This window comes from Sinorhizobium sp. BJ1 (assembly GCF_002531555.1).
GTDB lineage: Bacteria > Pseudomonadota > Alphaproteobacteria > Rhizobiales > Rhizobiaceae > Sinorhizobium > Sinorhizobium fredii_B.
Genome location: NZ_NWTH01000006.1, coordinates 16,990 through 42,052, shown reverse-complemented (window position 1 = coordinate 42,052; position 25,063 = coordinate 16,990). Strand labels below are relative to the sequence as shown.

Sequence of the window (25,063 nt, the reverse complement as noted above, 5' to 3'; positions counted from 1 at the left end):
GGCGGCGGCCGGCTGCGATCAGTCTCAGATATTGCCCATGCAGAGATATTTCATCTCGAGATAGTCCTCGAGACCGTGGCGCGATCCCTCGCGGCCGATGCCGGACTGCTTGATGCCGCCGAAGGGGGCTGCCTCTGAGGACATGCGGCCGGTGTTGATGCCGACCATGCCGTATTCCAGTGCCTCGGCCACATGCCAGACCCGCTTCAGATTTTCGGCGTAGAAATAGGCGGCGAGGCCATAGATCGTGTCATTCGCCTCGGTCACCACCTGTTCGGCTGTCTCGAAGCGGATGATCGGGGCGATCGGTCCGAACGTCTCCTCCTGCGCGACGCGCATGTCGTGCGAAATGCCGGTGAGAACGGTCGGCTCGAAGAACGTGCCGTTCGTGCCGATCCGCTCGCCGCCGCAGCGAAGTTCGGCGCCCTTGGCGAGCGCGTCGGCGACATGCGCTTCGATCTTGTCGATCGCGTGGCTGTCGATCATCGGACCGATGGTCGCGCCGGGAGAAAATCCGTCCCCGACGCGAAGCTCGCGCACCCGCGCGACGAATTTCTCCGCAAACGCGTCGTGCACCGCCGATTGCACATAGATGCGGTTTGCCGAGACGCAAGTCTGGCCGGCGTTGCGGAACTTCGCCTGGATCGCGCCGTCCACCGCCTCGTCAATGTCCGCATCGTCAAAGATGATGAAGGGGGCATTGCCGCCGAGTTCGAGGCTCACCTTCTTGATCTGGTCGGAACATTGCCGCATCAACAGCCGGCCTACTTCGGTCGAGCCGGTGAAGCTGATCTTGCGGACCTTGGGGTTGCTGCAGAGTTCGCGCCCGATCGGCGCGCCTTCGGACGCATAAAGCAGATTGAGAACGCCTTCCGGGAAGCCAGCCGTCTCGGCGAGCACGAACATCGCACCGGCGACCAGCGGCGTCTGTTCCGCAGGTTTCAGCACAATGGCGCAGCCTGCGGCGAGCGCTGGCGAAATCTTGCGGGCGACCATCGAAGCAGGGAAATTCCAGGGCGTGATGGTACCAACCACGCCGACCGGCTGCTTGATGACGAGCATGCGGCGGTCATTGGCTGGAGCCGGGAAAGTCTCGCCATAGACGCGTTTCGCCTCTTCGGCGTACCACTCGATATAGGAAGCGGCATGCAGGACCTCGCCCATCGCCTCGCCGAGCGGCTTGCCCATCTCCGCCGTCAGAATGGCGGCGAGATCGTCGACATGCTCGACGATCAGGTCATGCCAGCGGCGCAGGATCGCGCTTCGATCCTTGGCGGGCTTTCCCGCCCAGATTGGCTGGGCCGCTGCGGCCGCATCGATCGCGACCTGCGCGTCTTCGACCCCCATGTCAGGAAGCGTCGCCAGCAATTCACCGGTCGAAGGATTGAAGACGTCGAAAGACGGGCCTTCCCACTTCCCGGAGGAACGAGTGACACGATCGAGGCGGGCGAACTGGTCCGCTGCGCGAAGGTATTTCGTCAGTGCGGATGTCAGGGCCATGGCGCGTTCTCCGGCGAGGACCCGCCACGGCTCAGCAAGCCTCGCTCTTTTGTTTTGTTGAGGGGCGCAGAATTTGCGCCCCCGAGCCGACAGTCGAACGAGCGCGATAGCGGTCGTTCGGCCTGCCGTCAACCGCGCGCTTCGAGGATCGATGCCTCGAGGATATCGAGAGCCTCGGCGAAGACCTCGTCCTGGATGGTGATCGGTGCAAGAAAGCGGATAACATTGCCGTGGACACCGCAGGTGAGCAGGATCAATCCTTTTTCGAGGGCAATGAGGCGGACCTTGTTGGCGAACTCGGCGCTCGGCAGGTTCGTTTTCGTGTCGTTGAACTCGACAGCGTTCATGAAGCCGGGGCCGCGAATGTCGACGATCTCCGGCGCCTTTTCGCGGATCGCTGCAAGACGCTGCTTCAGCCGGTTGCCGAGTTGGTTGGCGCGCTCGCAAAGCTGTTCCTCCTCGATCACGTCGAGGACCGCGTGCGCCGCGGCGATGCCGATCGGGTTGCCGCCATAGGTGCCGCCGAGACCGCCCGGTCCCGGTGCGTCCATGATCTCGGCGCGGCCCGTTACTGCGGCGAGCGGGAAGCCGCCGGCAAGGCTCTTGGCCATCGTCGTCAGGTCCGGAGCGACATCGTGGTGTTCCATCGCGAAGAGCTTGCCGGTCCGGGCAAAGCCGGTCTGGACCTCGTCGGCAATCAACAGCATGCCGTGCTCGTCGCAGATCTCGCGCAGTGCCTTCATGAAGGCGGTGGGGGCCGGATAAAAACCGCCTTCGCCCTGGACCGGCTCGAGGATGATCGCTGCGACACGGGCCGGATCGACATCGGCGGCAAAGAGCTTCTTCAGTGCGGCGAGCGACTGCTCGACACTGACGCCGTGGAGCTCGATCGGGAAGGGGGCATGAAACACATCAGCCGGCATTGAGCCGAAGCCAACCTTGTAAGGCACGACCTTGCCGGTCAGCGCCATGCCCATGAAGGTGCGGCCATGGAACCCGCCGCCGAAGGCGATGATGGCCTGCCGTCCCGTCGCTGCGCGGGCGATCTTCACGGCGTTTTCGACCGCCTCGGCGCCGGTGGTGACGAAGATCGTCTTCTTCGCGAACTTGCCGGGTGCCAGCGTATTCAGCCGCTCCGCCAGATGCACGTAGTTCTCATAGGGAACGACCTGGTGGCAGGTGTGTGTAAAGCGATCGAGCTGCGCCTTGACGGCGGCGATCACCTTCGGGTGACGGTGGCCTGTGTTGACGACGGCGATGCCGGCGGCAAAATCGATATAGCGATTGCCTTGCTTGTCCCAGATCTCGGCATTTTCGGCGCGGTCGGCATAGATCTGCGTGGTCATTCCCACTCCGCGGGAAATGGCGGCATTCTTGCGGTCGGTCAGGCTGGTCATCGTCGCTGTCCTGTCTGGAAGTGGTAGATATATTGCATTTTTTCTGCAAGATTTCTCCGGAAGTGGTACATCTTTTGGAATGAAAAGCAAATCAAATTTGGTGATCGAGACAACACCGCGACTGATGACCGCGCCTTGTAAATTGACGAGCCTCACAGATAGATTGCCGAAAGCTGCAGAACGCAGGGAATCGCGTCGCTTTCGGCGCCGGAAGGACAGCGACGGATGAGCGGAGCGGGAAATATACGCTACAAGGTGGCCGAGGCGGCGAGGCTCGCCGGCGTCTCGGCTTCGACGCTGCGCCTATGGGAAACCCAAGGGCTCGTCGTGCCCGAGCGTTCGGCGACCGGTCACCGACAATATACCGAGACGGACCTGGCGCGGCTGCAGCGCATTTCCTGGTTTCGCGCTGAACGTGGCCTCAATCCGGCTGCGATACGCGAGGCCCTGGAAGCCGAAAGTGCGGCAAATGACGAACCCGGCAATGCAGCCGCACCGGAAGGCAATATCGACCTGCAGGTCGGCCGAAAATTGCGGAGCCTCAGGCATGCGGCGGGCAAGACGCTGGAACAGGTGGCCGGCGACGTCGGCATAGCGCCGTCGGTGCTCTCGACGCTGGAGCGAACATCCCAAGGCGTCTCGGTTGCCGTGCTGCACAATCTTGCGGAATATTTCGGAACGACGGTCTCGAGCCTCTCCGGCGAGGAGGAGCCGCAGGCGCGCGCACTGGTGCGCGCCGGCGAATGGCGCAATTGGCCGCGTACCACGCCGGGTGTCATGGTGCAACTGCTTGCAGAAGGCAAGAACCAGATGGACTGCCACCGCTTCGTGCTGACGGCCGGCGCGTCGAGCGAGGGAGCCTACCGCCACGACGGCGAGGAATTCGTCTACGTGCTTTCCGGCCGCGTCGAGTTCGTGCTCGACGGGGATCAGTTCTATGACCTCTATCCGGGCGATTCCCTCTATTTCGAGAGCCGTCGCCGCCATGCCTGGTCGAACCGCCACGATGGCGAGACCATTCTACTGTGGATCAATACGCCGCCGACGTTTTAGGGCGATTGGGCAAGGACTTACAGCCAGACGTTAATGTAGTGCGTCTGAATTGAAGTGCAGCTAATTTGATGTATTTCGAAAATTATCGCAACTAACGCGATGGGGTCGCGGCGTGATGCAAGGTCAAATCTGATTTCGCGCTTGGCGTTGCGCCCGCAACACACTTCGATTTTGTTGAGGTCCAGGGCGCAATTCTTGCAGTAGCCGCGTCAAAGTTTGGCCCTATTCGCCGATACATTCGCGCTCAACGTCTTAACCATCTTTCACCTACTTAACTCACCGCTTCTTCCAAAGAGCGTTTGACGAAACGGCGGCAACAATCATACCGGCCTAGGGAGTGATGCCACCAGGGGAGAATCCCGCAAGGTTTTGCTCGGGGGATGTTCATGCAGATTGCGCGCGACCGGCAGTTGGATGGCCTGAGAGCCGTCGCCGTCTCATTGGTTCTCTACGCGCATTTCTTCGCGGCCGACGGAACCCATTGGGGTCATATCGGCGTACGACTGTTCTTCGTGCTGAGCGGTTTCCTGATCACCCGGTTGCTGCTGGAGGCGCGTGCGGATGCCCGTTTCGAAACAGCAACGGCGCTAAAGTCCTTCTATGCGCGCCGGGCGCTGCGCATTTTTCCTCCCTATTTTGCCGTGCTAGGCTTCGTTTGGCTGATCGGCCTGGAAAGCTCCAAGGAAGTGCTGGCCTGGCACGCACTCTATCTTTCCAATTTCTGGTATGCGCTGCAGAACGAGTGGAGCCCTTGGGTTCTCTGTCATACCTGGAGCCTGAGCATCGAGGAGCAATTCTACATCGTCTGGCCGCTGGTGGTCCTGGTCGCGCCGCGGCGCTCGATCGGCAGAATTTGCGTCGGCGTCATCGTCTTCTCGCTGGTCTACCGCTTCTACTGGCCCCTGACCGGAACGCCGTCGCTGGTGCGCGACCTGCTGCCACCGGCATCGATGGATGCGCTGGCTGCGGGCGGTCTCCTGGCCGTCCACCGGTCTCAGGGGGGAGGGGTTTGGCCGCAATGGGCCCAAAAAAGCTGGATGCCGCTGCTCGCCGCCTCTTTGATCCTTTTGTGGCTCAGATCTGTCCCGAAGGCGCCAATGCTGGAGTGGCTGGCCTGGATTGGCCTGGAGGTCTTCCCGCTCTTGCCGCTCACGATGCTGGTGGGCAGTTGCACGCGCGGGATCGGCGGGTATCTCGGCCGCTTCATCGAATCTCCACCGATGACCGCGCTCGGCCGCGTCAGCTACGGCGTCTACCTTTTCCACGCAATCGTCCTGGCCCTTGTCGTCGAAGCGCAGCCTTGGATTCCCGTCAATGTGTCCGAGCAGGGGTCTGGCCGCTTCCTCGTCGCCGGTGCCGGCACCCTCATCGTCGCTTCGATCTCCTGGCTTGCCTTCGAAAAGCCTCTGAATGCCCTGAAGCACTACTTTCCTTATATGCGCTCCGGCGGAACCGCCGCTGCATTCGTGAAGTCAGGCGGGCCAATCCGTAAGGAGAGGGGGAGCGCAGAGCATACCGCCCATCCGCAGGCATCCCTCGAACGCGGCAAAGCCTTCCAGACCTCTGATGTTCAATAAACACGCGAGTCGAACCATGCCGTCGCCCTTGGTGTCCGTCCTCCTGCCCGTCTACAATGGCGAACCTTATCTCGCGGCTGCTCTAGAGAGCATTCTGCGCCAGGACTACGAACAGCTTGAGATCATCGCAATCGACGATGGATCGACGGATCGTTCGCTCGAGATTCTCGAGCGCTTTCAAAACACGGACCGCCGCATCTCCATCCGGTCGCGGGAAAATCGGGGTCTCATCGCGACCTTGAACGAGGGGCTGGCGCTCGCGCGCGGCGAACTCGTCGCGCGGATGGATGCCGACGACGTCTCCTATCCGTCACGGTTTTCACGCCAGATCGCGCTGTTCGCCGACCAGCCTCATCTCGCCATTTGCGGTTCAGGGGTCGATACCCTGATCGGCAATCGGATCGTCCGCGGCAAGCCCAGTCCCATCTACAGGCCCGGTAGCATGCGGATCCTGTCGATGTTCTTCACGCTCTTCATCCACTCGACCGTGATCTATAACCGACGCGTCATCCCGGACGATATGCTCGCCTACGACGCAGACTATCCGCATGCCGAAGATTTCGACCTGTTCCGGCGGATCGCCGAGCGCTTTCCGACGATGATGATCGACGAGCCTCTGGTGGCCTACCGGCTCCACACGGATAGCGTCACAGCCAAGCACCTGCGTCGGATGCGCCAGACGCACCTGAAGATTGTGGCCGAAAACCTTGAGCAGGATGGTCTTTTCGACGACGCAGGTGCGCTCCGCGAGATCGGCGCGGCCGTAACGAAGGAGACGATCCGAGTTGTTGCCGAATTCATCGTCTCCCTCGAACGGAAGATCAGCGCTTTTCCGCCCCAAATGCGCCGGGCTTACGAGGACGGCCTCTTGTGCTTCTTCTATTTTCTCTACCAGCTCATCGCCGATGAGAAGCGCCCGGAACTCACGCATGAGTTTCTGACGCGGACTGGTAAGTGGCAGCTCATCCGGCGCCGTGAAAGATACGGCCTGCTTGCTGGAGCTCGTGCACCCTGGTGCAGCCGTATTTCGTTGGCAGCCACCGAGCGGGTGGATGCGCTGGCGCGTTACCTGGAGTCCGTGCCGGCCGCCAGCGTCCTTCCGCAGCAGGGTGCTCTCTGAAATGGCGCGCGACGGTCATCAAGAAGGAAGGAATCTTGGAGCGGCCGAGCAACGCGTTGCTGCCGCTGCATCCGCAACCGGACAGCGGCCGTTTGCGACTTTCATCGTCTGCACACGCGATCGGCTACGGGCGCTCGCGGCCTGCATCCGGTCGATCGAGGCGGCGTGCAACGCCTGTGCCAGGATCACAAGTGAGCTCGTCGTGGTCGACAATGGCTCGACAGACGGCACCCCGGCCGAGTTGCGCCGCATCGCCGCATCGTCGAAGATGAAAATCACCCTTGTCACCGAGCCACGTCCCGGCCTCGCTACTGCGCGCAACGCGGGAATGGAACGGGCACGCGGGCGGATCCTCGTCTTCGTCGACGACGATTGCGAAATCGAGCCGACCTATCTCATCGATCTGCAACGACACTACGCGAACGGCGAGCAGCGCGTCATCCGAGGCGGTCGCGTCGAGCTTGGCAAGTCCTGCGACCAGCCCTTCACAATCAAACGGTCGAAGATACCTGCGCGGCTGAGCCGCGATGTGCACCCCGGCGGCTTTGTACTCGGCTGCAACATGACGATGCACCGCGAGGTCGCCGACCTCGTCGGCCGCTTTGACGAGCGCTTCGGCGCCGGCGCACCGCTGCACTCCGCCGAGGACACCGACTATCTGGTTCGTGCCTTTCAGCTCGGAATCCCCGTGGAATATGTCCCGGACATGACGGTTTTTCATCACCACGGCCGAACGTCCCGTGCAGCAATCGAGAGGCTCCACCGCAACTACAGCCTGGGCAATGGAGCGCTTTGCGTAAAACACCTCTTCAAGGCGCCATGGCTCCTGCGACATTTTTGTTGGACAGTCAGGTCGGCCTGTGGCCAGGCCTTCGGCGGCGCCCGGTTCGATCCTGAGCTGCAACTGTCCCACTGGCCGATCGTGTCGATGAACCTATGGGGGGCTGCAAAGTTCGCGTACCTGGTCATGGCAAGACGGGGCGCGCCGACCGAGGTGCAGCCGATCAGCGAGGCGACGCCTGGCTGGGAGCGCAGCCGATGATTTTGCGGTTCCTCATGCCAAGCTTGCAGCTGCTCCGTGACGCCCTCGGGCGGCACGTGCGCCTGCTTCCATTTGTCGTCGTTCTGGGGCTCGCCAGTGCAGCGCTTGAAGGTGCCGGCATCGGCCTCATCATCCCGATGCTCGGGATCATCGCCGACAACGACGGATCGACCGGGCTGAGCGGCATCTCGGCGGTCTTCGAGGATGTGGGCGCGGGCCTGGACAAAGGCGACAGACTGCTGGCACTCGCGGCCGCGATCCTGGCGCTGATCGTCCTGAAGAACGTGCTTGCCTTCGCAAACACCGTGCTCACCAACTTCATCTACGGAAAGGCGAGCCATTCCGTCCGCAGCGCGCTGGCCAATCAGCTCTTGAGGATAGGCTATCCGTTCTTCCTGCAGCAGAACCCGGGCCGGCTGCTCAATATCATTTCAAACGAATCCTGGCGGGCCTCCGACGCGATACAGACAGTGCTTGGGGCAATGGTGAATGCCTCTGCCGCGGCGATCCTCTTGGCTTTCCTGTTGCTTCTGTCGTGGCAGATGACGCTTTTCGTGGCGCTCGGTCTCATCATTGTCCAGGTGGCGCATGCGGCGCTATCGGCCACTCTCAAGGGCCCCAGCCGCAATGTGACCTCCTTCAACAGCGATCTTGCGGCGCGGATGCTGCATCTCGTTCATGCGGGGCGGCTGATCCGCGTATTCGGGCAGGAAAGCCGTGAAAAGGCGGCATTCGATTCCGCTTCCGATTCAGTGCGCCACGCGGGCTTCGTGCTGCAAACCCGACAGGGCGTCCTGCCGCCGCTCACGGAAGCGCTGCATTCCGCCTTGTTCCTGGCGGCGGTCGTCAGCGCCTGGTTCGTCGGCGTGAGCTTTCCGGTGATCGTCGCCTTCGTCGTGCTGCTCTATCGTCTGCAACCGCATGTGCGGGCCCTGCAAATGTCCTGGAGCCAGATCCAGGGCTGGAGCGGGTCGCTGGAAGAGGTACGGTGGCTGCTGGATTCGTCGGACAAGCCGAAGCCGCCGTCGGGGAGCACGCCGATCGAGGGCCTCGACGAGGGGATCGTATTCAGTGACGTGACCTTCAGATATCCGGCCTCCGGCTCTCGTGCCGTCGTGCTGCGTTCGGCGAGCTTCGATATTCGCAGCGGTTGCTCGACGGCGATCATCGGGCGGTCTGGCGCGGGCAAGAGCACCATCGTCAACCTTCTGTGCCGGTTCGTGGAGCCGGATGAAGGTCGCATTCTCATCGATGGGGTGCCCCTCGAGCAGATCGATCCTGCTCAGTGGCGGCGCCAGATCGCTGTTGCGAGCCAGGACCTGGAGCTCGTGGATGGCACCATATTCGCGAACATCACCTACGGCCAAAGCGCCACGCTTGCCGAAGCCGAGCGGGCGGCGAGGCTCGCCGAGGCGCACAGCTTCATCGAAAAGCTACCCGATGGCTACCAGACGGTGGTCGGCTACCGCGGGGCGAGCCTCTCTGCCGGGCAGCGCCAGCGCATCGCGCTCGCCAGAGCGCTGGTGCGTGATCCGGCGATCCTCATTCTAGACGAGGCCACGAACGCCGTGGACGGCCTCTCGGAAGCCGCGATTGTCGAGACGCTCAAGTTGCGGGCCGGGCGGCGCACGACAATCGTCATCAGCCACCACAGGAGCACAATCTCGTTTTGCGATGACGTCGTGGTGCTTGGCGGCGGGCGGGTCAAAAGCCGGGCCTCGCTCGCCGATGTGGCTTCGCTCAGCATGGACCAGCTCTACGAGCATGAAACGCCTATGGAAAGGCAGGACTAGAAAAAACGAGGCCGCGCGCCCTGTGCGGATGCGCGGCCTTGCCGTCTCTCTGGCGTCAGAATGGCGCCGTCAGCCTACCGTGGCGTAGCGCTTGGCCATTTCCGGCAGCCTCAGTACCCGGATCTTCGATGCCTCGCCGGCCGCATGGAAAGCCTCGAAGCGCTCCTTGCAGACCTCGGTCATATGCGCGATGGCCGGCTTCAGGTAGTTGCGCGGATCGAAATTGTCCGGATGTTCGATATGGTGCTTGCGGATCTCGCCGGTAAAGGCGAGCCGGAGGTCCGTGTCGATATTGACCTTGCGAACGCCGAGCGGGATGGCCTTCTGGATCTCCGAGACCGGCACGCCCCAGGTCTTCTTCATCTTGCCGCCATAGGCGTTGAAGAGTTCCTGGAGATCGGCCGGCACCGACGACGATCCGTGCATGACGAGGTGGGTGTTGGGCAGGCGCTTGTTGATCTGGGCGATCGTCTCGATCGACAGGATCTCGCCGTCCGGCTCGCGCGTGAACTTGTAAGCGCCGTGGCTCGTGCCGATCGCCACAGCCAACGCGTCAACGCCGGTCCTGGAGACGAAGTCGAGGGCTTGGTCGGGGTCGGTCAGCAATTCCTCTCGCGACAGCTTGCCCTCGAAGCCGTGGCCGTCTTCCTTGTCGCCGGCGCCGGTTTCCAAGTTGCCGAGGCAGCCAAGCTCGCCTTCGACTGAAACGCCGGCCGCATGGGCGATCTTCACGACTTCAGCGGTGACCGCCACATTGTACTCGTAGCTCGCGACGGTCTTGCCGTCCCTTTCCAGCGAACCGTCCATCATCACCGAGGTGAAGCCGTTTGTAATCGCCGAAATGCAGGTCGACGGCTGGTCGCCATGGTCGAGATGCAGACAAACGGGGACATGCGGATATTCTTCGGCTGCGCCGAGGATCAGGTGGCGCAGGAAGGCATCGCCCGCATAGGCGCGCGCACCGCGGCTCGCCTGCAGGATCACCGGCGAGTCGGTCGCGTCGGCGGCGCGCATGACCGCCTGGATGTATTCGAGATTGTTCACATTGAAGGCCGGCAGCGCATAGTCGTTCTCCGCCGCATGGTCTAGCAATTGCCGCAATGTGATCAATGCCATTCGAATTCTCCCTGACGCTGGTGCGCCTCACTCCAGGCGCCACGAATTGAAGCGGACAAATTCGCCGCCGAAGCAACGGGCCGTCCGCCGGCGATGCGGAGGGCACATGAGCGCGCTCCGATACCTCCGGAACTGGCACCCCGGACCCAAGTCAGACGCACAATAATTGATGCAGACCTTTTGGCAACCTGGCCAAAGCGCGGCGCGGGCACTTGATTGACGTGCGTCAGGGGATTTTGCTGTGGATGAAAAAGTGCCCTGCCAAAAATCACTACATTCGCTTTCTGGTTGGTGGTCGCCGCCCTTGCGCGAGGCAGGAATGACGCGGGCCTTTGGTGTCTGTCGGGTGCTTGGCGTCTCGGGATGATTTTCCCGGTTCGCGCGCTCCTCGATAGCGAGCATATCAGCTGCTCGCAAAAACATTGCGAAAGAGGCGGAAAATTTTTCTGCATATTACGTAAAGTGCCGCTTCAACTCATGAAGTTTGCAAGACAGTCTCCTGGCGCCGATGGCGGCGATGTCGGTCGGCCTTTTCGATGTCATCTAAAACGTTGCAGTTGGTTGTTCTCGGCGCATAATTCGATTTGGCTTACCGGATCGGGAGGCGAAGGAATTCGTGCCAGAGGCATTACAACTTACGCGATAAATGAGAATTTCATTTTATAAAGAAGGGTGCAATTTTCCGTGAGAGTCGCCTTGCCTTCGGGGAAAATTTGCACTTCTCTCGTGCGATTGGCACATCCAAAACGAGGGGAAGGAGAAGAAAAATGGCTTCACTGAAACTCAACCTCAGCGCCGCCGCGCTCATCGGCTCGCTACTTATCGGCGCAAGCCCGGCGCTCGCCGAAGCGGTGCTGCACCGCGGCAATGCCGGCGAGCCACAGACGCTCGACCAGGCGCACACTTCCATCAACATCGAGGAATTTATCCTCAAGGACCTCTATGAAGGTCTGACCATCTACGACGCCGCCGGCAAGATCATTCCGGGTGCCGCAGAAAGCTGGGAGCTTTCGGATGACGGGGTCGTCTATACGTTCAAGCTGCGCGCCGATGCCAAGTGGTCCGACGGCTCGGCGGTCACGGCCGAAGACTTCGCCTTCTCGTTCCGCCGCGTCGAGGATCCGAAGACGGCTGCCGAATACGCCAACATCCTCTTCCCGATCAAGAACGCCGAAAAGGTCAACAAGGGCGAGGTGCCGGTCGACCGGCTCGGCGTCAAGGCCGTCGACGAAAAGACGCTCGAAGTGACGCTGGAGCGGCCGACGCCGTTCTTCCTGGAACTTCTGGCGCACCAGACCGCGCTTCCGGTCAGCAAGGCGAGCGTCGAGAAGAACGGCGCCGATTTCGTCAAGCCGGGCGTGATGGTGTCGAACGGCGCCTTTCGCCTGACCGCGCACGTTCCGAACGACAGCCTGACGGTCGAGAAGAACTCGAACTATTGGGATGCCGCCAGCGTCAAGCTCGACAAGGTGATCTTCTACCCGATCGACGACCAGGCTGCCTCGGTGCGCCGCTTCGAAGCGAAGGAGATGGACCTCGTTTATAACTTCTCGGCGGACCAGATCGAGCGGCTGCGCACGTCCTATGGCGACCAGGTCCATGTCTCGCCGACGCTTGCGACCTACTACTACGCCTTCGACACGCGGCAGGAGCCCTATAGCGACGTCCGCGTTCGCCGGGCGCTCTCGATGGCGGTTGACCGCGACTTCCTCGCCAAGGAGATCTACAGCGGTTCGCAACTTCCGTCCTACTCGATGGTGCCGCCGGGCATCGAAGGCTACGGCGACCCCGCCAAGGCAGACTTCGCGGATATGTCGCAGCTTGACCGTGAAGACAAGGCGGTCGAACTGATGAAGGAGGCCGGTTATGGTGAAGGCGGCAAGCCGCTGAACATCGAGATCCGCTACAACACCAACCCGAACCATGAGCGTGTCGCCACGGCTGTTGCCGACATGTGGAAGAACACCTTCGGCGCCAAGGTCTCGCTCGTGAACCTCGACGTGTCTTCGCATTACGCCTACCTGCAGGAAGGCGGCAAGTTCAACGTCGCCCGGGCCGGCTGGGTCGCCGACTATGCCGACGCCGAGAACTTCCTGGCGTTGAGCGTCAGCAGCAACAAGACCTTCAACTATGGCCACTTCGAAAACGCCGAATTCGATGCGTTGATGAAGAAGTCCTATGAAGAACAGGATCCGACGGCGCGCTCGAAGATCCTCCATGAGGCCGAGACCCTGCTGATGAAGGAGCAGCCAATTGCGCCGTTCCTGACCCAGGCGGACCTGTGGCTCGTCTCGAGCCGTGTCAAGGGCTGGCAGGACAATGCGCCGAACGCGCACTTGAGCAAGTTCCTGAGCATCGCCGAATAACGAACTGAGGCGACGCGCGGGCTGCTCCCGCGCGTCGCTTCCGGAGCAAGTCCATGATTTCCTTCGTCCTTCGCCGACTGGCGAGCGCGGTGCCGACGCTGTTCATCGTCGTAACCATCTCTTTCTTTCTGATGCGGTTTGCCCCTGGAGGGCCCTTCAATCTTGAGCGTCCTCTCCCTCCGCAGACGATGGAGAACCTGATGAGGACCTACCACCTCGATCAGCCGCTCTGGCGCCAATACGTTACCTATCTCAGCAATGCGGTGACGGGCGACTTCGGTCCGAGCTACATCTACCATGATAACAACGTCGCGCAGCTGATCGGCAAGGGCCTGCCCTATTCCATGGAGCTCGGCTTCTACGCCCTGCTGCTTGCTGTGATCGGCGGCGTCATCGCCGGCACGATCGCGGCGCTCCGGCAAAACAGCTTGCTCGATTTCGCCGTCATGTCTGTCTCGACGATCGGTGTAACCGTCCCGAACTTCGTCGTCGGCCCGGTGCTGACCCTTATCTTCGCGATCATGCTCGCCTGGCTCCCGGCCGGAGGCTGGGGCGACGGATCGTTCCGCTTCCTGATCCTGCCGATGATCGCACTCGCGCTGCCGCAGCTTGCCGTCTTCGCCAGGCTGACGCGCGGCTCGATGATCGAGGCGCTGAATACCGACCACATCCGCACGGCAAAGGCCTATGGATTGCCCTCCCGCGCCGTTGTCGTTACCCATGCGATGCGCGGCGCCATGCTGCCGGTCGTTTCCTATCTGGCGCCCTGCGCGGCGGCTCTGCTCACCGGTTCGGCGGTCGTCGAGACGATTTTCACCATTCCCGGCGTCGGCCGCTATTTCGTTCTTGGCGCGATCAACCGCGACTATACGCTCGTCATGGGTACGGTGATCCTCATCGCCATCTTCGTCATCGTCTTCAATCTTCTGGTCGATATTCTCTACGGCCTGCTCGATCCGAGGGTTCGCCATGACTGATATCGTCCGGGTACCGGTGGCCTCGCCGGAAATGAAGGGCCGAAGCCTCTTCCAGCTCGCGGCGTTACGCTTCCGCCGCAACCGTGCCGCCATGGCGGGCTGCATCATGCTGGCGCTGATCGCGCTCTTCTCCTTTGTCGGACCCTTCTTCTCGCCGCACACCTACGACGAGGTCTTCCCCTCCTATGTGTCGATCGGCCCGAGCCTCGAGCCGCGGCCCGACACCTCGACGCTTCAGGAGGTCATGGAGGGTGTGGCGACCCGTGCCCGCGTGACGCTGAAGGAATTTGCCGTCGAAGGTGAAACCTTCACCGCTACGGTGACCTCCGAGCAGTCGATCGATCCGCGCGCCACGCGCTATTTCGACAGGGCCAACGAATTTGAGAACACCCAGGTCGTCGCGACCGAGGACGACGGCCGTACGCTGAGGGTCGAGGGCCAGGTGGATCGTGAGTATTTCCCCTTCGGCACCGATTCCAACGGTCGCGACCTGCTGGTCCGCGTCATGCTCGGCGGGCAGATCTCGATCGCCGTCGGCCTGCTCGCCAGCCTCGTGTCGCTCGGCCTCGGGGTCGTCTACGGGGCAACGTCCGGCTATATCGGCGGGCGCGTCGACAACGTCATGATGCGCTTCGTCGAGATCCTCTATTCGCTGCCCTTCGTCTTCCTCGTCGTTGTGCTGGTCGTCTTCTTCGGGCGGAGCTTCATCCTGATCTTCCTGGTGATCGGCGCTGTCGAGTGGCTGGACATGGCCCGCATCGTCCGCGGCCAGACGCTCGCTCTTAAACGGCGCGAATTCGTGGGTGCGGCGCAGGCCCTTGGCCTCTCCGACTGGCAGATCATCCGCCGGCACATCATTCCGAACACCATCGGCCCGGTGATCGTCTTCGTTACCGTCGTGGTGCCGAAGGTCATCCTGCTCGAAAGCTTTCTGTCTTTCCTCGGCCTTGGCGTGCAGGCACCGCTGACGAGCTGGGGGGCGCTCATCTCGGAGGGCGCAAACAATATCCAGTCGGCGCCGTGGTTGCTCATCTTCCCGGCCATCTTCTTCGTTGTCACGCTGTTTTCGCTGAACTTCGTCGGTGACGGCTTGCGCGATGCGCTCGATCCCAAGGACCGCTGACATGGCAGACGTCAAGGATTCCATTCTCACCGTCCGCGGCCTCAAGGTGGACTTTTCGACGCCCGACGGCACGGTCGAGGCCGTCAAGGGCATCGATCTCGATGTGCATGCCGGGGAAACGCTTGCGGTCGTCGGCGAATCCGGCTCGGGCAAGAGCCAGACCATGATGGGGATCATGGGACTGCTCGCGAAGAACGGCACGGTTGCCGGCTCGGCGCGGTACCGCGGCCAGGAACTCATCGGGCTCCCGCCGAAGGCGCTCAACGACGTGCGCGGGTCGAAGATCACGATGATCTTCCAGGAGCCGATGACTTCGCTCGATCCGCTCTACACGATCGGCCGGCAGATCGCCGAACCGATCGTCCATCACCGCGGCGGCACGTTCAAGCAGGCGCGCAAGCGTGTGTTCGAACTCCTGGAACTGGTCGGCATTCCCGAACCGGCGCGACGCATCGACAGCTATCCGCACGAGCTGTCGGGCGGCCAGCGCCAGCGGGTGATGATCGCCATGGCGCTTGCCAACGAGCCTGACATCCTGATCGCCGACGAGCCGACGACGGCGCTCGACGTGACCATCCAGGCGCAGATCCTCGATCTACTCAAGTCGCTGCAGCAGCGTTTCGGCATGGCGATCGTGCTGATCACGCACGATCTCGGCATCGTCAAGCACTTCGCCGACCGCGTCGCGGTGATGCGCCGCGGCGAGATCGTGGAGCAGGGGAGAACGACGGAGATTTTCTCGCGGCCCAAGGCCGACTACACGAAGATGCTGCTCGCCGCCGAGCCGAGCGGCCGCAAGGCCTCGCCGCCGGGCCATGCGCCGATCATTCTCGAGGGCCGCGACGTGGCGGTCGAGTACGCCATCGGCAGGGGCCTGTTCGGCGGCTCGTCCTCCGTCTTCCGGGCGGTTGACGGCGTCAACCTGCGCCTGCGGCAGGGCCAGACCATCGGCATCGTCGGCGAGTCCGGTTCGGGGAAATCGACGCTCGGGCGGGCACTGTTGAGATTGCTGCCGAGCAACGGCTACTACCGTTTCGGTACGACCGACATTTCCGGCTTTGACCGCGGCACCATGCGGCCCTTGCGCCGCGAGCTCCAGCTCGTCTTTCAGGATCCCTACGGCTCGCTTTCGCCGCGCCTGACGGTGGGTGAGATCATCACCGAGGGCCTCTATGTCCATGAGCCGGGGCTGAGCCGTGCGGAGCGCGACCGGCGCGCCATTGCGGCCCTGAAGGAAGTCGGCCTCGACCCGGCTTCACGCAACCGCTACCCGCACGAATTCTCGGGCGGCCAACGCCAGCGCATCGCGATTGCCCGGGCGATGATTCTGAAGCCGAAGGTGGTGATCCTCGACGAGCCCACCTCCGCTCTCGACCGGTCGGTTCAGGGCCAGGTGATCGAACTGCTCCGCGACCTGCAGGAGAAGCACGGCCTTTCCTACATCTTCATCAGCCACGACCTTTCGGTTGTGAAGGCGATGTCGGACTATGTGATCGTTATGAAGAACGGCCGCATCGTCGAAGAGGGGGAGACGGACGCGATTTTCGAAGCGCCGAGGGAGCCTTACACGAAGACACTGATCGGGGCGGCGTTTAACGTGTGAGGCCGGAACGGCGTCGATTATCAAGAAAATCGCGACATCGCGTCTCTGCACTCTCCTCACAAGACACTGCTCACTGGAGGGATGCCCAGCCGTTGTAGGTCGGAGTGAGTGCACGGCAATCAAGTCGTGTCATGGGTCTCAACATCTCAGCAATTGCCGACCTCCGAACAAGTCGCACCGAAAGAGAGAAGCTCGGTGGCAAGACTGTGGCCGAAGATATGGGCCTGTGCGTAGCGGCAGATTCTAGTGTGCTCCAGTACCATCTCGGCGATCGTCGTAATGGCGAAGGGCGCATTGCGCGGCCGGTCTGGGCTCAAGATTAGGCATCACCCCGTGGCGTCGCGAGTTGTGCAATGGTCACTCGCGGTTCTGGTTGTGCAATGGAGTAGACGGGCCTACTCCATTCGATGGAGTTTTCGTTTGCGACGCCTGAAGCTAATCTGAAGGGACAATGCGATCGCAGTAGGTTTGCAAATCGACATGCAAAGATATTCCCCAGCGCAAGAGATCTTGCGTTATCGGACGAGAAGCCTGCAAGCAGCATGCCGGCCGCCATTCGCTGGAATGTGCGCGTTCCTGCCGCACGTCCGAATGTTCAACCAGGAGTTCGAGTGGGGGCCATGCTAGAACGTCAGTGGTCGGCAGCGGCAAACCAGCGCAATTTACATGGACGGGAGCGGGATTCCGATTTTATCGAAATTGCCGACATCACCTCATTCATCCGGCAGCGCATAATTCTGATTATCACGTTTCCGTTGCTTGGACTGGTCGGCGCAAGCTTCTACATTGCCACGACGGATCCAGTATTCACGGCTCGAACTCAGATTCTCATCGAACCCAAAATTCCCGAGTTGCTCCAGCAGCAATCCGGCGAGATCAATTTGTCGCTGGACACGTCCCAGGTCGAAACCCAACTCGCGGTCATTAGATCCGAGAAGATTGCTTCTATGGTAATCGACGAGCTGGGCCTTGCCGAAAATGCAACTTTCGTGCCGAGCAGCCCGAGCATAGTCGAACGCTTCGAACGGCTATGGGAGATGACCGTTGATGCGCTCTCACTCAACGAGATTTCGCAACATCAGACGATGCTGACCCCCGCTTCCCCTGCGCCGGGCACCGCGGAAACAGCGGATGTTTCGGCAGAACTAGACATCACGGCACAACTATCGGAATTTAAACGCAGGCGCCGTGTGGTCGAGACATTCGCAAAAGACTTGAGCGTCTACCGCCTTGGCGTCTCCTATGCGGTCGACATCACCTTCAATTCTCTGGATCCGGAACTGGCGGCAAACGTTGCCAATGCCACGGCGGGAGCGTTCGTTCGCGAACAACTGGAGACAAGAGCTGCGGCCGCGCGCGAAGGCACGGCTTGGCTTGAGAAGCGTATCGAGAAAGTGCGCGCCCAGATGAACCTGGCCACACAGATGACCCAGGAGTTCCGCACAAAGCATGACTACAGCGTCGGCCGTCCACTTGGGGCCACGATCGTCGACGGGCAGGTCGTGGCGTCCGGCGAAGGGGAAGGGGGAGCGCCCACTGGACCTACCCTCGAGGAGCTTGAGGTTACCGCGGACTCATACCGTAAGATGTACGAGAGCCTGTTGGCTGCCTTCACGAGTTCCGTGAATCAGCAACCTTATCTGATAGCGGACGCGCGCGTCATCACACCTGCCACGCCACCGCTCGCTGCGAGTCATCCGCGGGAGAAGCTGGTTCTCGTTTTGGGCGGAGTGGCGGGTCTAATGGCTGGTGTAGGGCTTGCATTTGCACGCCACACGCTGGACCGGACAATACGGACGCCACGGCAGATCAGGGATGAGTTGGGTCTCGACTGCATCGGGGAACTGCCACCGGCGCGCTTCTCCGGAGGCTTGGGTCAGCTGGATGACGTGCTCAGGCGTCCGCAGTCTCGGTTCAGCCAGAGCCTAAGAAGAACGCAATCCGCCATTAGCTTGGCCAATGTCGCGCATCCGCTGCGCTGTATCGGAATCACGTCAGTCGCGCCGGGTGATGGCAAGAGCACCGTCACGAGCAATCTTGCGGCGCTGTACGCCGTCTCCGGAATGCGAACTCTCGTTATCGATGCCGATGTGTTGCATTCTGCGCTGACCAAACGTCTTGTGCATTCACGGGCATCGGCCGGCGAAAACGTCGACAGTATAAAAGGGCAAATCAGATCCGTTCCAGGATTGCAATTCGATCTGTTGCCAAGTCCGGTGTCTGACCCGCACCGCCTGATAACACCCAAGCACATGGACGCCATGATCGATGAACTCGACAGCTACGAGGTCATCATTGTCGATCTTCCTCCGTTCACATCTGGAGTGCACGCTTTGACGGCTTCCTCCGCGCTCGACGGCGTACTCGTCGTTGTGGAATGGGGAAAGACCCCCGTGGACCTCGCAGTGGAGCTTTCACGGATTTTGCAGGTTACCAAGACCTCTGTGATCGGTGTGGTCATGACGAAGGTCCGTAGTTTGTCGACGCGACAATATAGCAGGCGCGACACCGAAGCGGCGCACTGATCCGAGCGCCGCCCCCTCAACGAGTTGTCCGGTGGCAGAAGGCGGCGCCGCGCCTCGGACCGGCATGCCGCGATCGCCGACGAGCCGCATTCGAAGCGGGTATGCGGATAGGAACTTAGTAGTAGACAGCGGCGGCGACTTCAACACGCACTACGCCCTTTGCCGTTCTTGCCGCGCGGCGAAGACGGTTGAAAAATAGCGCGTGAGATATCGAGAGATCGCTGAAATCATGACATTCAACACTCCGGATATTCGCTCGTTTCGTCGCGGAATCGTCGCCCGGTTTTTAGGTGGAAGCACCTCATTGATGGGCGTGCGCCGTTCCTTATTTTCGGGTGCGGCCCTAGAATGGTCGAGGTTCGATGGGCGGTCCTATCGGATTGAGACCGATTTCACCAGGGAGGGTGCTTCGGACGCTGAAGGACAACCGACGGCAATCCGAGTAGTGCACGAACCGTATCTCAGCCCGCTTGGCGGCTGGCCGAAGAGAGGTTTGGACCTAATGGTCGCGTCGGCGGCCATCGTTCTGGCTCTGCCTTTGATGCTCGTTGTAGCATTCCTCATCAAGGTCATTACCGGCGGTCCGGTCCTGTTCTCCCATCGACGCATCGGCTTCAACGGCAAGCCGTTCGAGTGCTACAAATTCCGAACGATGGTGGAGAACGCGGATGAGCTCTTGGGGGAGTATCTTGCATGCGATACTCGAGCAGCCGAGGAGTGGCGAGAGACCCAAAAGCTCCAACGCGATCCGCGCGTTACAAAGCTCGGCCAAATACTGAGGAAGTCCAGCCTCGATGAACTCCCGCAACTGATCAACATCCTGCGAGGCGAGATGAGTTGCGTTGGGCCTCGCCCGATCGTCGCCGACGAATTGTCGCGGTATGGTTCCGCCGCGGATGAGTATCTGAAAACTCGCCCGGGTCTGACAGGCCTTTGGCAGATAAGCGGCAGGAATGACGTCGATTACGCGCGCCGAGTGGTCCTCGACGCACAGTATGTACGGAACTGGTCCATTTGGACCGACCTAGTCATCCTGACTTGGACAGCTTTCGCGGTGATGAGATTCGATCAGTCATCGTAGGACGCTGGAAGAATACTCCGCCCGTCCGCCGAGTCAGCATCGACCACTTTTCGAAGAGGTCGGGATCGACGACCAAGCCGGTGCAACAGAATCGCACAAAGAAGCCCAATCAAATAGGTGCCCTGCAAGGTGAGAACCAGGTACAGCGTCGCAAAAATAGTGCATTGGTCTGAAAATCCCAGTAGCTGCGTTGAAGTAACGCTCGCAACGACAGTCGCGCAGGATGCGGCGAGCAGTGCGGGTATCCGGAAGCGAGCGCCGATGAGCACGCCGGTCGCACCAACTGCAAAGAAGCTCCAGTTCACGACAACCTCCTTGGATGTCGTCCCAAAAGGGAGAGTTCAACGCAGTCAGAAAAGCAGACTCGCTAAAGTTTGTGAACGGTCCGCTCCGGGTTATGCCATCACTTTCTTAGTCATGTCGCCGTTTTGACGCCACGATGGTCTGAGCGCGATAGCCCCTCGACGTAGCTTGGCTCTTCAAGCACGCCTTGTGATCTTCTCAGTGAATTTGTAATTGATCTTGCCCGCAATGCAAATCTGTCCCAGCTCACTTTGCGTTCCGCCTGTGGCACCCTTGCCGGTGCTCGGACGCGATCGCTGCCACATTCATCAGGTCCTGCCGTGAGCCGAAATGCACGGGTAGCGAGGCAACGCACTGCCATGTAGATATTTTGTTGCGAACTAAATATTCAGGCAACGACGCTCTTTAGACGTGAGCCTCCGGTGAGCGGATTTTGCTGAACGAGCCAGTTAGGCGATGTTCTGGCATTAGAACCAGCATTAGTGCTGACATTAATACCAGATCTGAGAGGTTGGCATGGCTCGCATGGAGATCATTTCCGGCGTTGAGCGTAGGCGGCGATGGTCGAAGAAGCTAAGCTAGAGATATTGGCAGAAGCGGACCAGCCTGGCGTTCGCATTGGCTATGTAGCTCGTCGCCATGACATCTATCCGGCTCAGATCCGTTTGTGGCGGAAGTCACTTAGCCACTTCGATGCGTCAGCATCGTTTCTTCCGGTACAGCTCGTCGACGAAGTAACCCTTGGGCAGACGCCTGCGGCTTCGCCGACGCCAGTGTTTATCAAGATCTTGCTACGAAACGGTCGGGGTTTGAAAGTTCCAGCAGACATTGAGCGAAAGACGCTGGCATCGTTGATCGCCTGTGTGGAGGCAGCATGATCGGCCATTGGGGGATGTGCGGCTCTATTTGGCCTGTGGGGTGACCGACATGCGTCGTGGGATTGATGGTCTCTCAGCGCTGGCCGAGTCAGTCATAAAGGAGGCGCCAGGGTCAGGCGCCATCTTCGGGTTCCGCGGCAAGCGCGCGGATCGGATCAAGCTTTTATGGTGGGATGGCCAGGGGTTCTGCCTGTTCTACAAGGTTCTGGAGCGCGGATATTTTCCCTGGCCGACGGCGAAGGATGGCGTGGCGCACCTGACGCAGGCCCAACTTTCCATGCTTGTCGAGGGGATCGACTGGCGTTGACCGGCGTGGATGTCCGCTCCCGGCCGAACGGGGTAAACGCCTTATTTTCTAAGGGAATCCGGGCAGAATGCTAGCGCTTGAGGCGCAAATCGGCTACGTTTTCTGGCATGAAAACAACGCCGCTGGACAGTCAGGACGAGTTTCTGCTTTGCGCGTGCTCGTCGCTGAACAGACTCAGCGAGCAAGAAGCCGAGGTCGGCAAACGCGACTCCATTATCAGCCTTCTGCGCGCGCAGCTGGAACTGCTCCGCCATCGGCAGCATGGCCCCTCCTCGGAAAAGATAGATCGGAAGATCGAGCAATTTGAGCTGATGCTGGAGGAGATCGAGGCCTCCCGCGCAGAGGCTGAGATGCGCTCCGGGAAAACCCCTTTGCCGGAACTGGACGACGCACCGGGTAAGCCGAAGCGCAGACCATTGCCGGGTGATCTTCCAACCGAAGAGCTGGTCTATGCGCCGCCCTGCAATTGTCCGACCTGTGGTGGCACGTCTTTCCTCAAGGCGGCTGACAAGGTGGTCCAGGTGATGGAGCACGTACCGGCGTCCGTGAAGATTGTCCGCCACGTCGAAAAGCGAATGATCTGCAAGGACTGCGATACGACGGTGGCAGGCGTTATGCCGACCTTGCCGATCGAGCGAGGCAAGCCCGGACCGGTTTTGCTCGCTCATATCATGGTCGCCCAGTTCGACGATCACATCCCGCTCTGCCGTCTATCCGAGATGTACGACCGACTGGGGATAGACATCTCCGGTCCGTCATGGCGGACTGGATGGGCCGTGCATCCGTTCTGCTGTCGCCCCTCATCTCGCTGATCAGGGCGCATATCGCTGCGGTCGACCGAATACATACGGATGATACCCCGGTCGACGTTCTCGACCCCGGGCGAGGAAAGACAAAATTGATGGCAGCGGCTATCAATATCCCACTTCCAGAGCCGTCGCCTATTACTATAGCCCCGACCGTAAGGGTGCGCATCCGGCCGACCATCTCGCTGCCTTCAGCGGCGTGATGCACGCCGATGGCTATGGTGGTTATAAGAAGCTTTACGGTAACCAAATCAACGAGGCGGCCTGCATGGCGCATGTGCGCCGCAAGTTCCATGATGCGATCAAGCTGAAGCCATCACCGATCGCCGATGGGGCGCTGTCTCGCATCGGCGCGCTCTACGATATCGAGGATCGGATTCGCGGCATGCCGGCTGACGAGCGACGCACACTGCGCCAGCAACACGCCAAGCCCATTCTGGCGGACCTGAAGGTGTGGATCGAGGCTACGCTACCGACGTTGCGGCAGAAACAGAAGGTGGCCGAAGCGATGCGATACGCCCTCTCGCGGTGGGCAGCATCGAGCGTTTACGTCGACGACGGCCGCGTCGAAATCGACAACAATATAGCCGAGCGCGCCATGAGACCGCTCGGAATCGGAAGAAAAAATTGGTTGCTCGCTGGATCAGACAAGGGCGGAGAGCGCATCGCTAATATCCTGACCATCATCGAAACAGCCAAACTACATGGCCACAATCCGGAGGTCTATCTGACAGACGTCCTGATGCGGATCCAGGATCATCCCAAGGATCGCTGTAGAGCGACAATCTGGCTGAGATCACGTATTGCCGCACCTAACGATGCTCCCCGATATTCGCACGTTGCCTCATTCATTTTGCTCCCGGGTTGGGGCGAAGGAGGCCGGGCGCGGAGATGGCAGGGGTTTCGCAGCGCCTGGCCTCCTTCGCGAGCGCTACGGCACCTCAGTGCGGCCTGGCGATCTCGTGGATCGGCAGCTCCTTGTTGAAGGGGCCAAACAGCAACGCGTCCGCCTGTTCGCTACGCCAGACCTTCAGCCGGCGCTGAAGTGTTCGAAGCAGTTTGTCGGGGTAATCGCCGGGATACTCGGCCTGCAGGCGTGACAGAAGTTCACTGCCGGTTCGCCATGGTTCGGCTTCGAACCAACTTCGCAAGTCGGCGGTCGCCTTGACGAGAGGGTCAGGACGCCGCCGCTCTCTTTTGGCTTTTACAATCGGACGATCCGTCGGCCGGGTAGCTCCGTCCTTCCAGGCCGTCCGCAAACTCGCGAGGAAAAGGTCGATCGGCTGAGCTACCCCGTCAGTGCGCATGGCCGGCGGCGTGTCGGCAAGCGCAGCGAGTCGCTCCTGTAGGGCGCGAATATCGCGCAATAGCAGGACAGGATCGAGCCCAGCGTAGATTTCCTGCAGACGGGAGCGGACTGCATCTGACGTGCGAGCGTCGGCAATCAGACGCTGATGCGGCGTGGCTGGCGGACTATACGTCTTGCGCACACGAGCGCCGTCGCGCTGCTTTGCGATCAATTTGAATGATGGCTGAAAGAAGTTTACGAACAGCCGCGCTGATCGGTAGAGCTTCGCTAGCAGCGTCGCGGCCTCCAGTCCCTCGAACCGACGATATCCGACCATCCTGCGCACCACGGCGCCATTCTTCTGCTCGACAAAGGCCTGGTCGTTCTTGCGGTAGGGACGGCAGCGCGTGAAGACGATACTGGCGGCGTCACAGTAAGCCTTCAGCGTCTCGTTCATGAAGACGGTGTCGTTGTCCGTATCCAGGCCGAGAAGCGCGAACGGCAGTTGCTTGCGCAATTCTGTGAGCACACTGCTCAACAGCGTCTGCTCGCGAACCAGCAGCGGCGCACATTCCGTCCAGCCAGTCGCGATGTCGGTGAGAACAAGGGTTTGGATGAAGCTGCCGCGAGCCGAAGGGCCACAATGGGCGACGAGATCCGCCTCAACGAAGCCTGGCGCCGGATTGTCCCAATCCGCCGACGTTCTAATGGGAATGCTCCGTCGCAGGGCGTGCGCCGCGGGCCGCCGTCGAGGACGTCCCAAGCCCTCTCGGATCGGTCCCAGCGTCCTGTCGATCGTCGCCGCGCTCATCGCCAGCAATTTGCCGCGGATCTCAGGCGCGAGGTTAAAATGACCGTGCCGTTCCATCGCCTCGACAAGGACGGGCAGCAACGCCTTAAGCCGCTTCCCACAGACCCGGTCAGACGCCTCCCACAGCAATATGAGCGCATTGCGTTCCGCTTCTTCATAAACCCGCGGCCGCGCTCGCCGACCTGTAGACTCTCTCCCGTGGCGCCGCAGCAGCCGCATCGCGTGCTTGCGGTGAAAACCCGTGATGACGACGAACTCATCCAGAATTCTCGCCTTCTCCGTTCGCGTCGAAGCACGATAACGCTCCGAAACCGCCGCCGTCAGTTCTTTCCTCGTCGCCATGCTCAGCTGCCCCATAGTCGCCCCTGTTCATACCCCTCGGTAGGGAGCAAATTAT

The 25,063-nt window shown here is 60.9% G+C and carries 18 protein-coding genes and 1 pseudogene; 14 read left to right on the top strand and 5 right to left on the bottom strand.

What is annotated here, in order from left to right; all coding sequences use genetic code 11:
• Positions 1 to 24: 24 nt before the first annotated feature.
• Together CO676_RS10835 and CO676_RS10830 are read right to left on the bottom strand one after the other, a co-directional pair.
• On the bottom strand, positions 25 to 1,500 hold the full coding sequence (locus CO676_RS10835; protein WP_097520898.1) for an NAD-dependent succinate-semialdehyde dehydrogenase: 1,476 nt from the start codon (positions 1,498 to 1,500) through the stop codon (positions 25 to 27).
• Between the two features lie 128 nt (positions 1,501 to 1,628).
• A complete protein-coding gene (locus tag CO676_RS10830) occupies positions 1,629 to 2,897 on the bottom strand; it encodes a 4-aminobutyrate--2-oxoglutarate transaminase (RefSeq protein ID WP_097520896.1) in 1,269 nt (422 codons plus the stop codon).
• Positions 2,898 to 3,122: 225 nt separating this feature from the next.
• On the opposite strand from CO676_RS10830, the gene CO676_RS10825 reads away from it, so the two are divergent.
• The 5 genes from CO676_RS10825 to CO676_RS10805 all read left to right on the top strand — a co-directional run bounded on the left by CO676_RS10825 (position 3,123) and on the right by CO676_RS10805 (position 9,482).
• Complete coding sequence (locus CO676_RS10825; protein WP_097520895.1) at positions 3,123 to 3,950, top strand: MerR family transcriptional regulator; 828 nt, start codon at positions 3,123 to 3,125, stop codon at positions 3,948 to 3,950.
• 386 nt (positions 3,951 to 4,336) lie between these two features.
• Positions 4,337 to 5,527, top strand: coding sequence for an acyltransferase (locus CO676_RS10820; RefSeq protein ID WP_097521237.1), 1,191 nt, complete (start codon positions 4,337 to 4,339; stop codon positions 5,525 to 5,527).
• Positions 5,528 to 5,543: 16 nt separating this feature from the next.
• Complete coding sequence (locus CO676_RS10815; protein WP_179875449.1) at positions 5,544 to 6,647, top strand: glycosyltransferase; 1,104 nt, start codon at positions 5,544 to 5,546, stop codon at positions 6,645 to 6,647.
• Between the two features lies 1 nt (position 6,648).
• Positions 6,649 to 7,689: a glycosyltransferase family 2 protein gene (locus CO676_RS10810; RefSeq protein WP_097520891.1), complete on the top strand. Its 1,041-nt coding sequence runs from the start codon at positions 6,649 to 6,651 to the stop codon at positions 7,687 to 7,689.
• Positions 7,689 to 9,482: an ABC transporter ATP-binding protein gene (locus CO676_RS10805; RefSeq protein ID WP_097521236.1), complete on the top strand. Its 1,794-nt coding sequence runs from the start codon at positions 7,689 to 7,691 to the stop codon at positions 9,480 to 9,482. The genes CO676_RS10810 and CO676_RS10805 overlap by 1 nt, the downstream gene beginning before the upstream one ends.
• Before the next feature lie 69 nt (positions 9,483 to 9,551).
• Here CO676_RS10805 and fba read toward each other — a convergent pair whose 3' ends face one another.
• Positions 9,552 to 10,598, bottom strand: coding sequence for a class II fructose-bisphosphate aldolase (fba, locus tag CO676_RS10800; RefSeq protein ID WP_097520889.1), 1,047 nt, complete (start codon positions 10,596 to 10,598; stop codon positions 9,552 to 9,554).
• Between the two features lie 767 nt (positions 10,599 to 11,365).
• Between fba and CO676_RS10795 the strand changes: the two genes are divergently transcribed.
• The 6 genes from CO676_RS10795 to CO676_RS10770 all read left to right on the top strand — a co-directional run bounded on the left by CO676_RS10795 (position 11,366) and on the right by CO676_RS10770 (position 20,273).
• Complete coding sequence (locus CO676_RS10795; protein ID WP_014761839.1) at positions 11,366 to 12,964, top strand: peptide ABC transporter substrate-binding protein; 1,599 nt, start codon at positions 11,366 to 11,368, stop codon at positions 12,962 to 12,964.
• 53 nt (positions 12,965 to 13,017) lie between these two features.
• A complete protein-coding gene (gene oppB, locus CO676_RS10790; RefSeq protein ID WP_014761840.1) occupies positions 13,018 to 13,941 on the top strand; it encodes an oligopeptide ABC transporter permease OppB in 924 nt (307 codons plus the stop codon).
• Positions 13,934 to 15,064 carry an ABC transporter permease subunit gene (locus CO676_RS10785; protein ID WP_097520887.1) on the top strand — a complete coding sequence of 377 codons (1,131 nt, stop codon included), beginning with the start codon at positions 13,934 to 13,936 and terminating at the stop codon, positions 15,062 to 15,064. The genes oppB and CO676_RS10785 overlap by 8 nt, the downstream gene beginning before the upstream one ends.
• Position 15,065: 1 nt before the next feature.
• On the top strand, positions 15,066 to 16,667 hold the full coding sequence (locus CO676_RS10780; RefSeq protein WP_097520885.1) for an ABC transporter ATP-binding protein: 1,602 nt from the start codon (positions 15,066 to 15,068) through the stop codon (positions 16,665 to 16,667).
• A 620-nt stretch (positions 16,668 to 17,287) separates the two neighbouring features.
• Complete coding sequence (locus tag CO676_RS10775) at positions 17,288 to 19,192, top strand: Wzz/FepE/Etk N-terminal domain-containing protein (RefSeq protein ID WP_097520883.1); 1,905 nt, start codon at positions 17,288 to 17,290, stop codon at positions 19,190 to 19,192.
• A gap of 229 nt (positions 19,193 to 19,421) precedes the next feature.
• A complete protein-coding gene (locus CO676_RS10770) occupies positions 19,422 to 20,273 on the top strand; it encodes a sugar transferase (RefSeq protein ID WP_245424298.1) in 852 nt (283 codons plus the stop codon).
• On the opposite strand, the gene CO676_RS10765 is transcribed toward CO676_RS10770, so the two are convergent.
• On the bottom strand, positions 20,261 to 20,578 hold the full coding sequence (locus CO676_RS10765) for a hypothetical protein (RefSeq protein WP_245424297.1): 318 nt from the start codon (positions 20,576 to 20,578) through the stop codon (positions 20,261 to 20,263). The two genes, CO676_RS10770 and CO676_RS10765, sit on opposite strands and share 13 nt — an antisense overlap.
• Positions 20,579 to 21,136: 558 nt before the next feature.
• Between CO676_RS10765 and CO676_RS10760 the strand changes: the two genes are divergently transcribed.
• The 3 genes and pseudogenes from CO676_RS10760 to CO676_RS10750 all read left to right on the top strand — a co-directional run.
• Positions 21,137 to 21,454, top strand: coding sequence for a transposase (locus CO676_RS10760; protein WP_097520880.1), 318 nt, complete (start codon positions 21,137 to 21,139; stop codon positions 21,452 to 21,454).
• Positions 21,438 to 21,761 (top strand): IS66 family insertion sequence element accessory protein TnpB, encoded by a 324-nt coding sequence (tnpB, locus tag CO676_RS10755; protein ID WP_348628063.1) that lies wholly within the window; start codon positions 21,438 to 21,440, stop codon positions 21,759 to 21,761. The genes CO676_RS10760 and tnpB overlap by 17 nt, the downstream gene beginning before the upstream one ends.
• A gap of 107 nt (positions 21,762 to 21,868) precedes the next feature.
• Positions 21,869 to 23,339: pseudogene (locus CO676_RS10750) on the top strand (IS66 family transposase); the annotation flags it as partial.
• A gap of 169 nt (positions 23,340 to 23,508) precedes the next feature.
• On the opposite strand, the gene CO676_RS10745 reads toward CO676_RS10750, so the two are convergent.
• Positions 23,509 to 25,023: an ISNCY family transposase gene (locus CO676_RS10745; RefSeq protein ID WP_097520878.1), complete on the bottom strand. Its 1,515-nt coding sequence runs from the start codon at positions 25,021 to 25,023 to the stop codon at positions 23,509 to 23,511.
• Positions 25,024 to 25,063 lie beyond the last annotated feature (40 nt).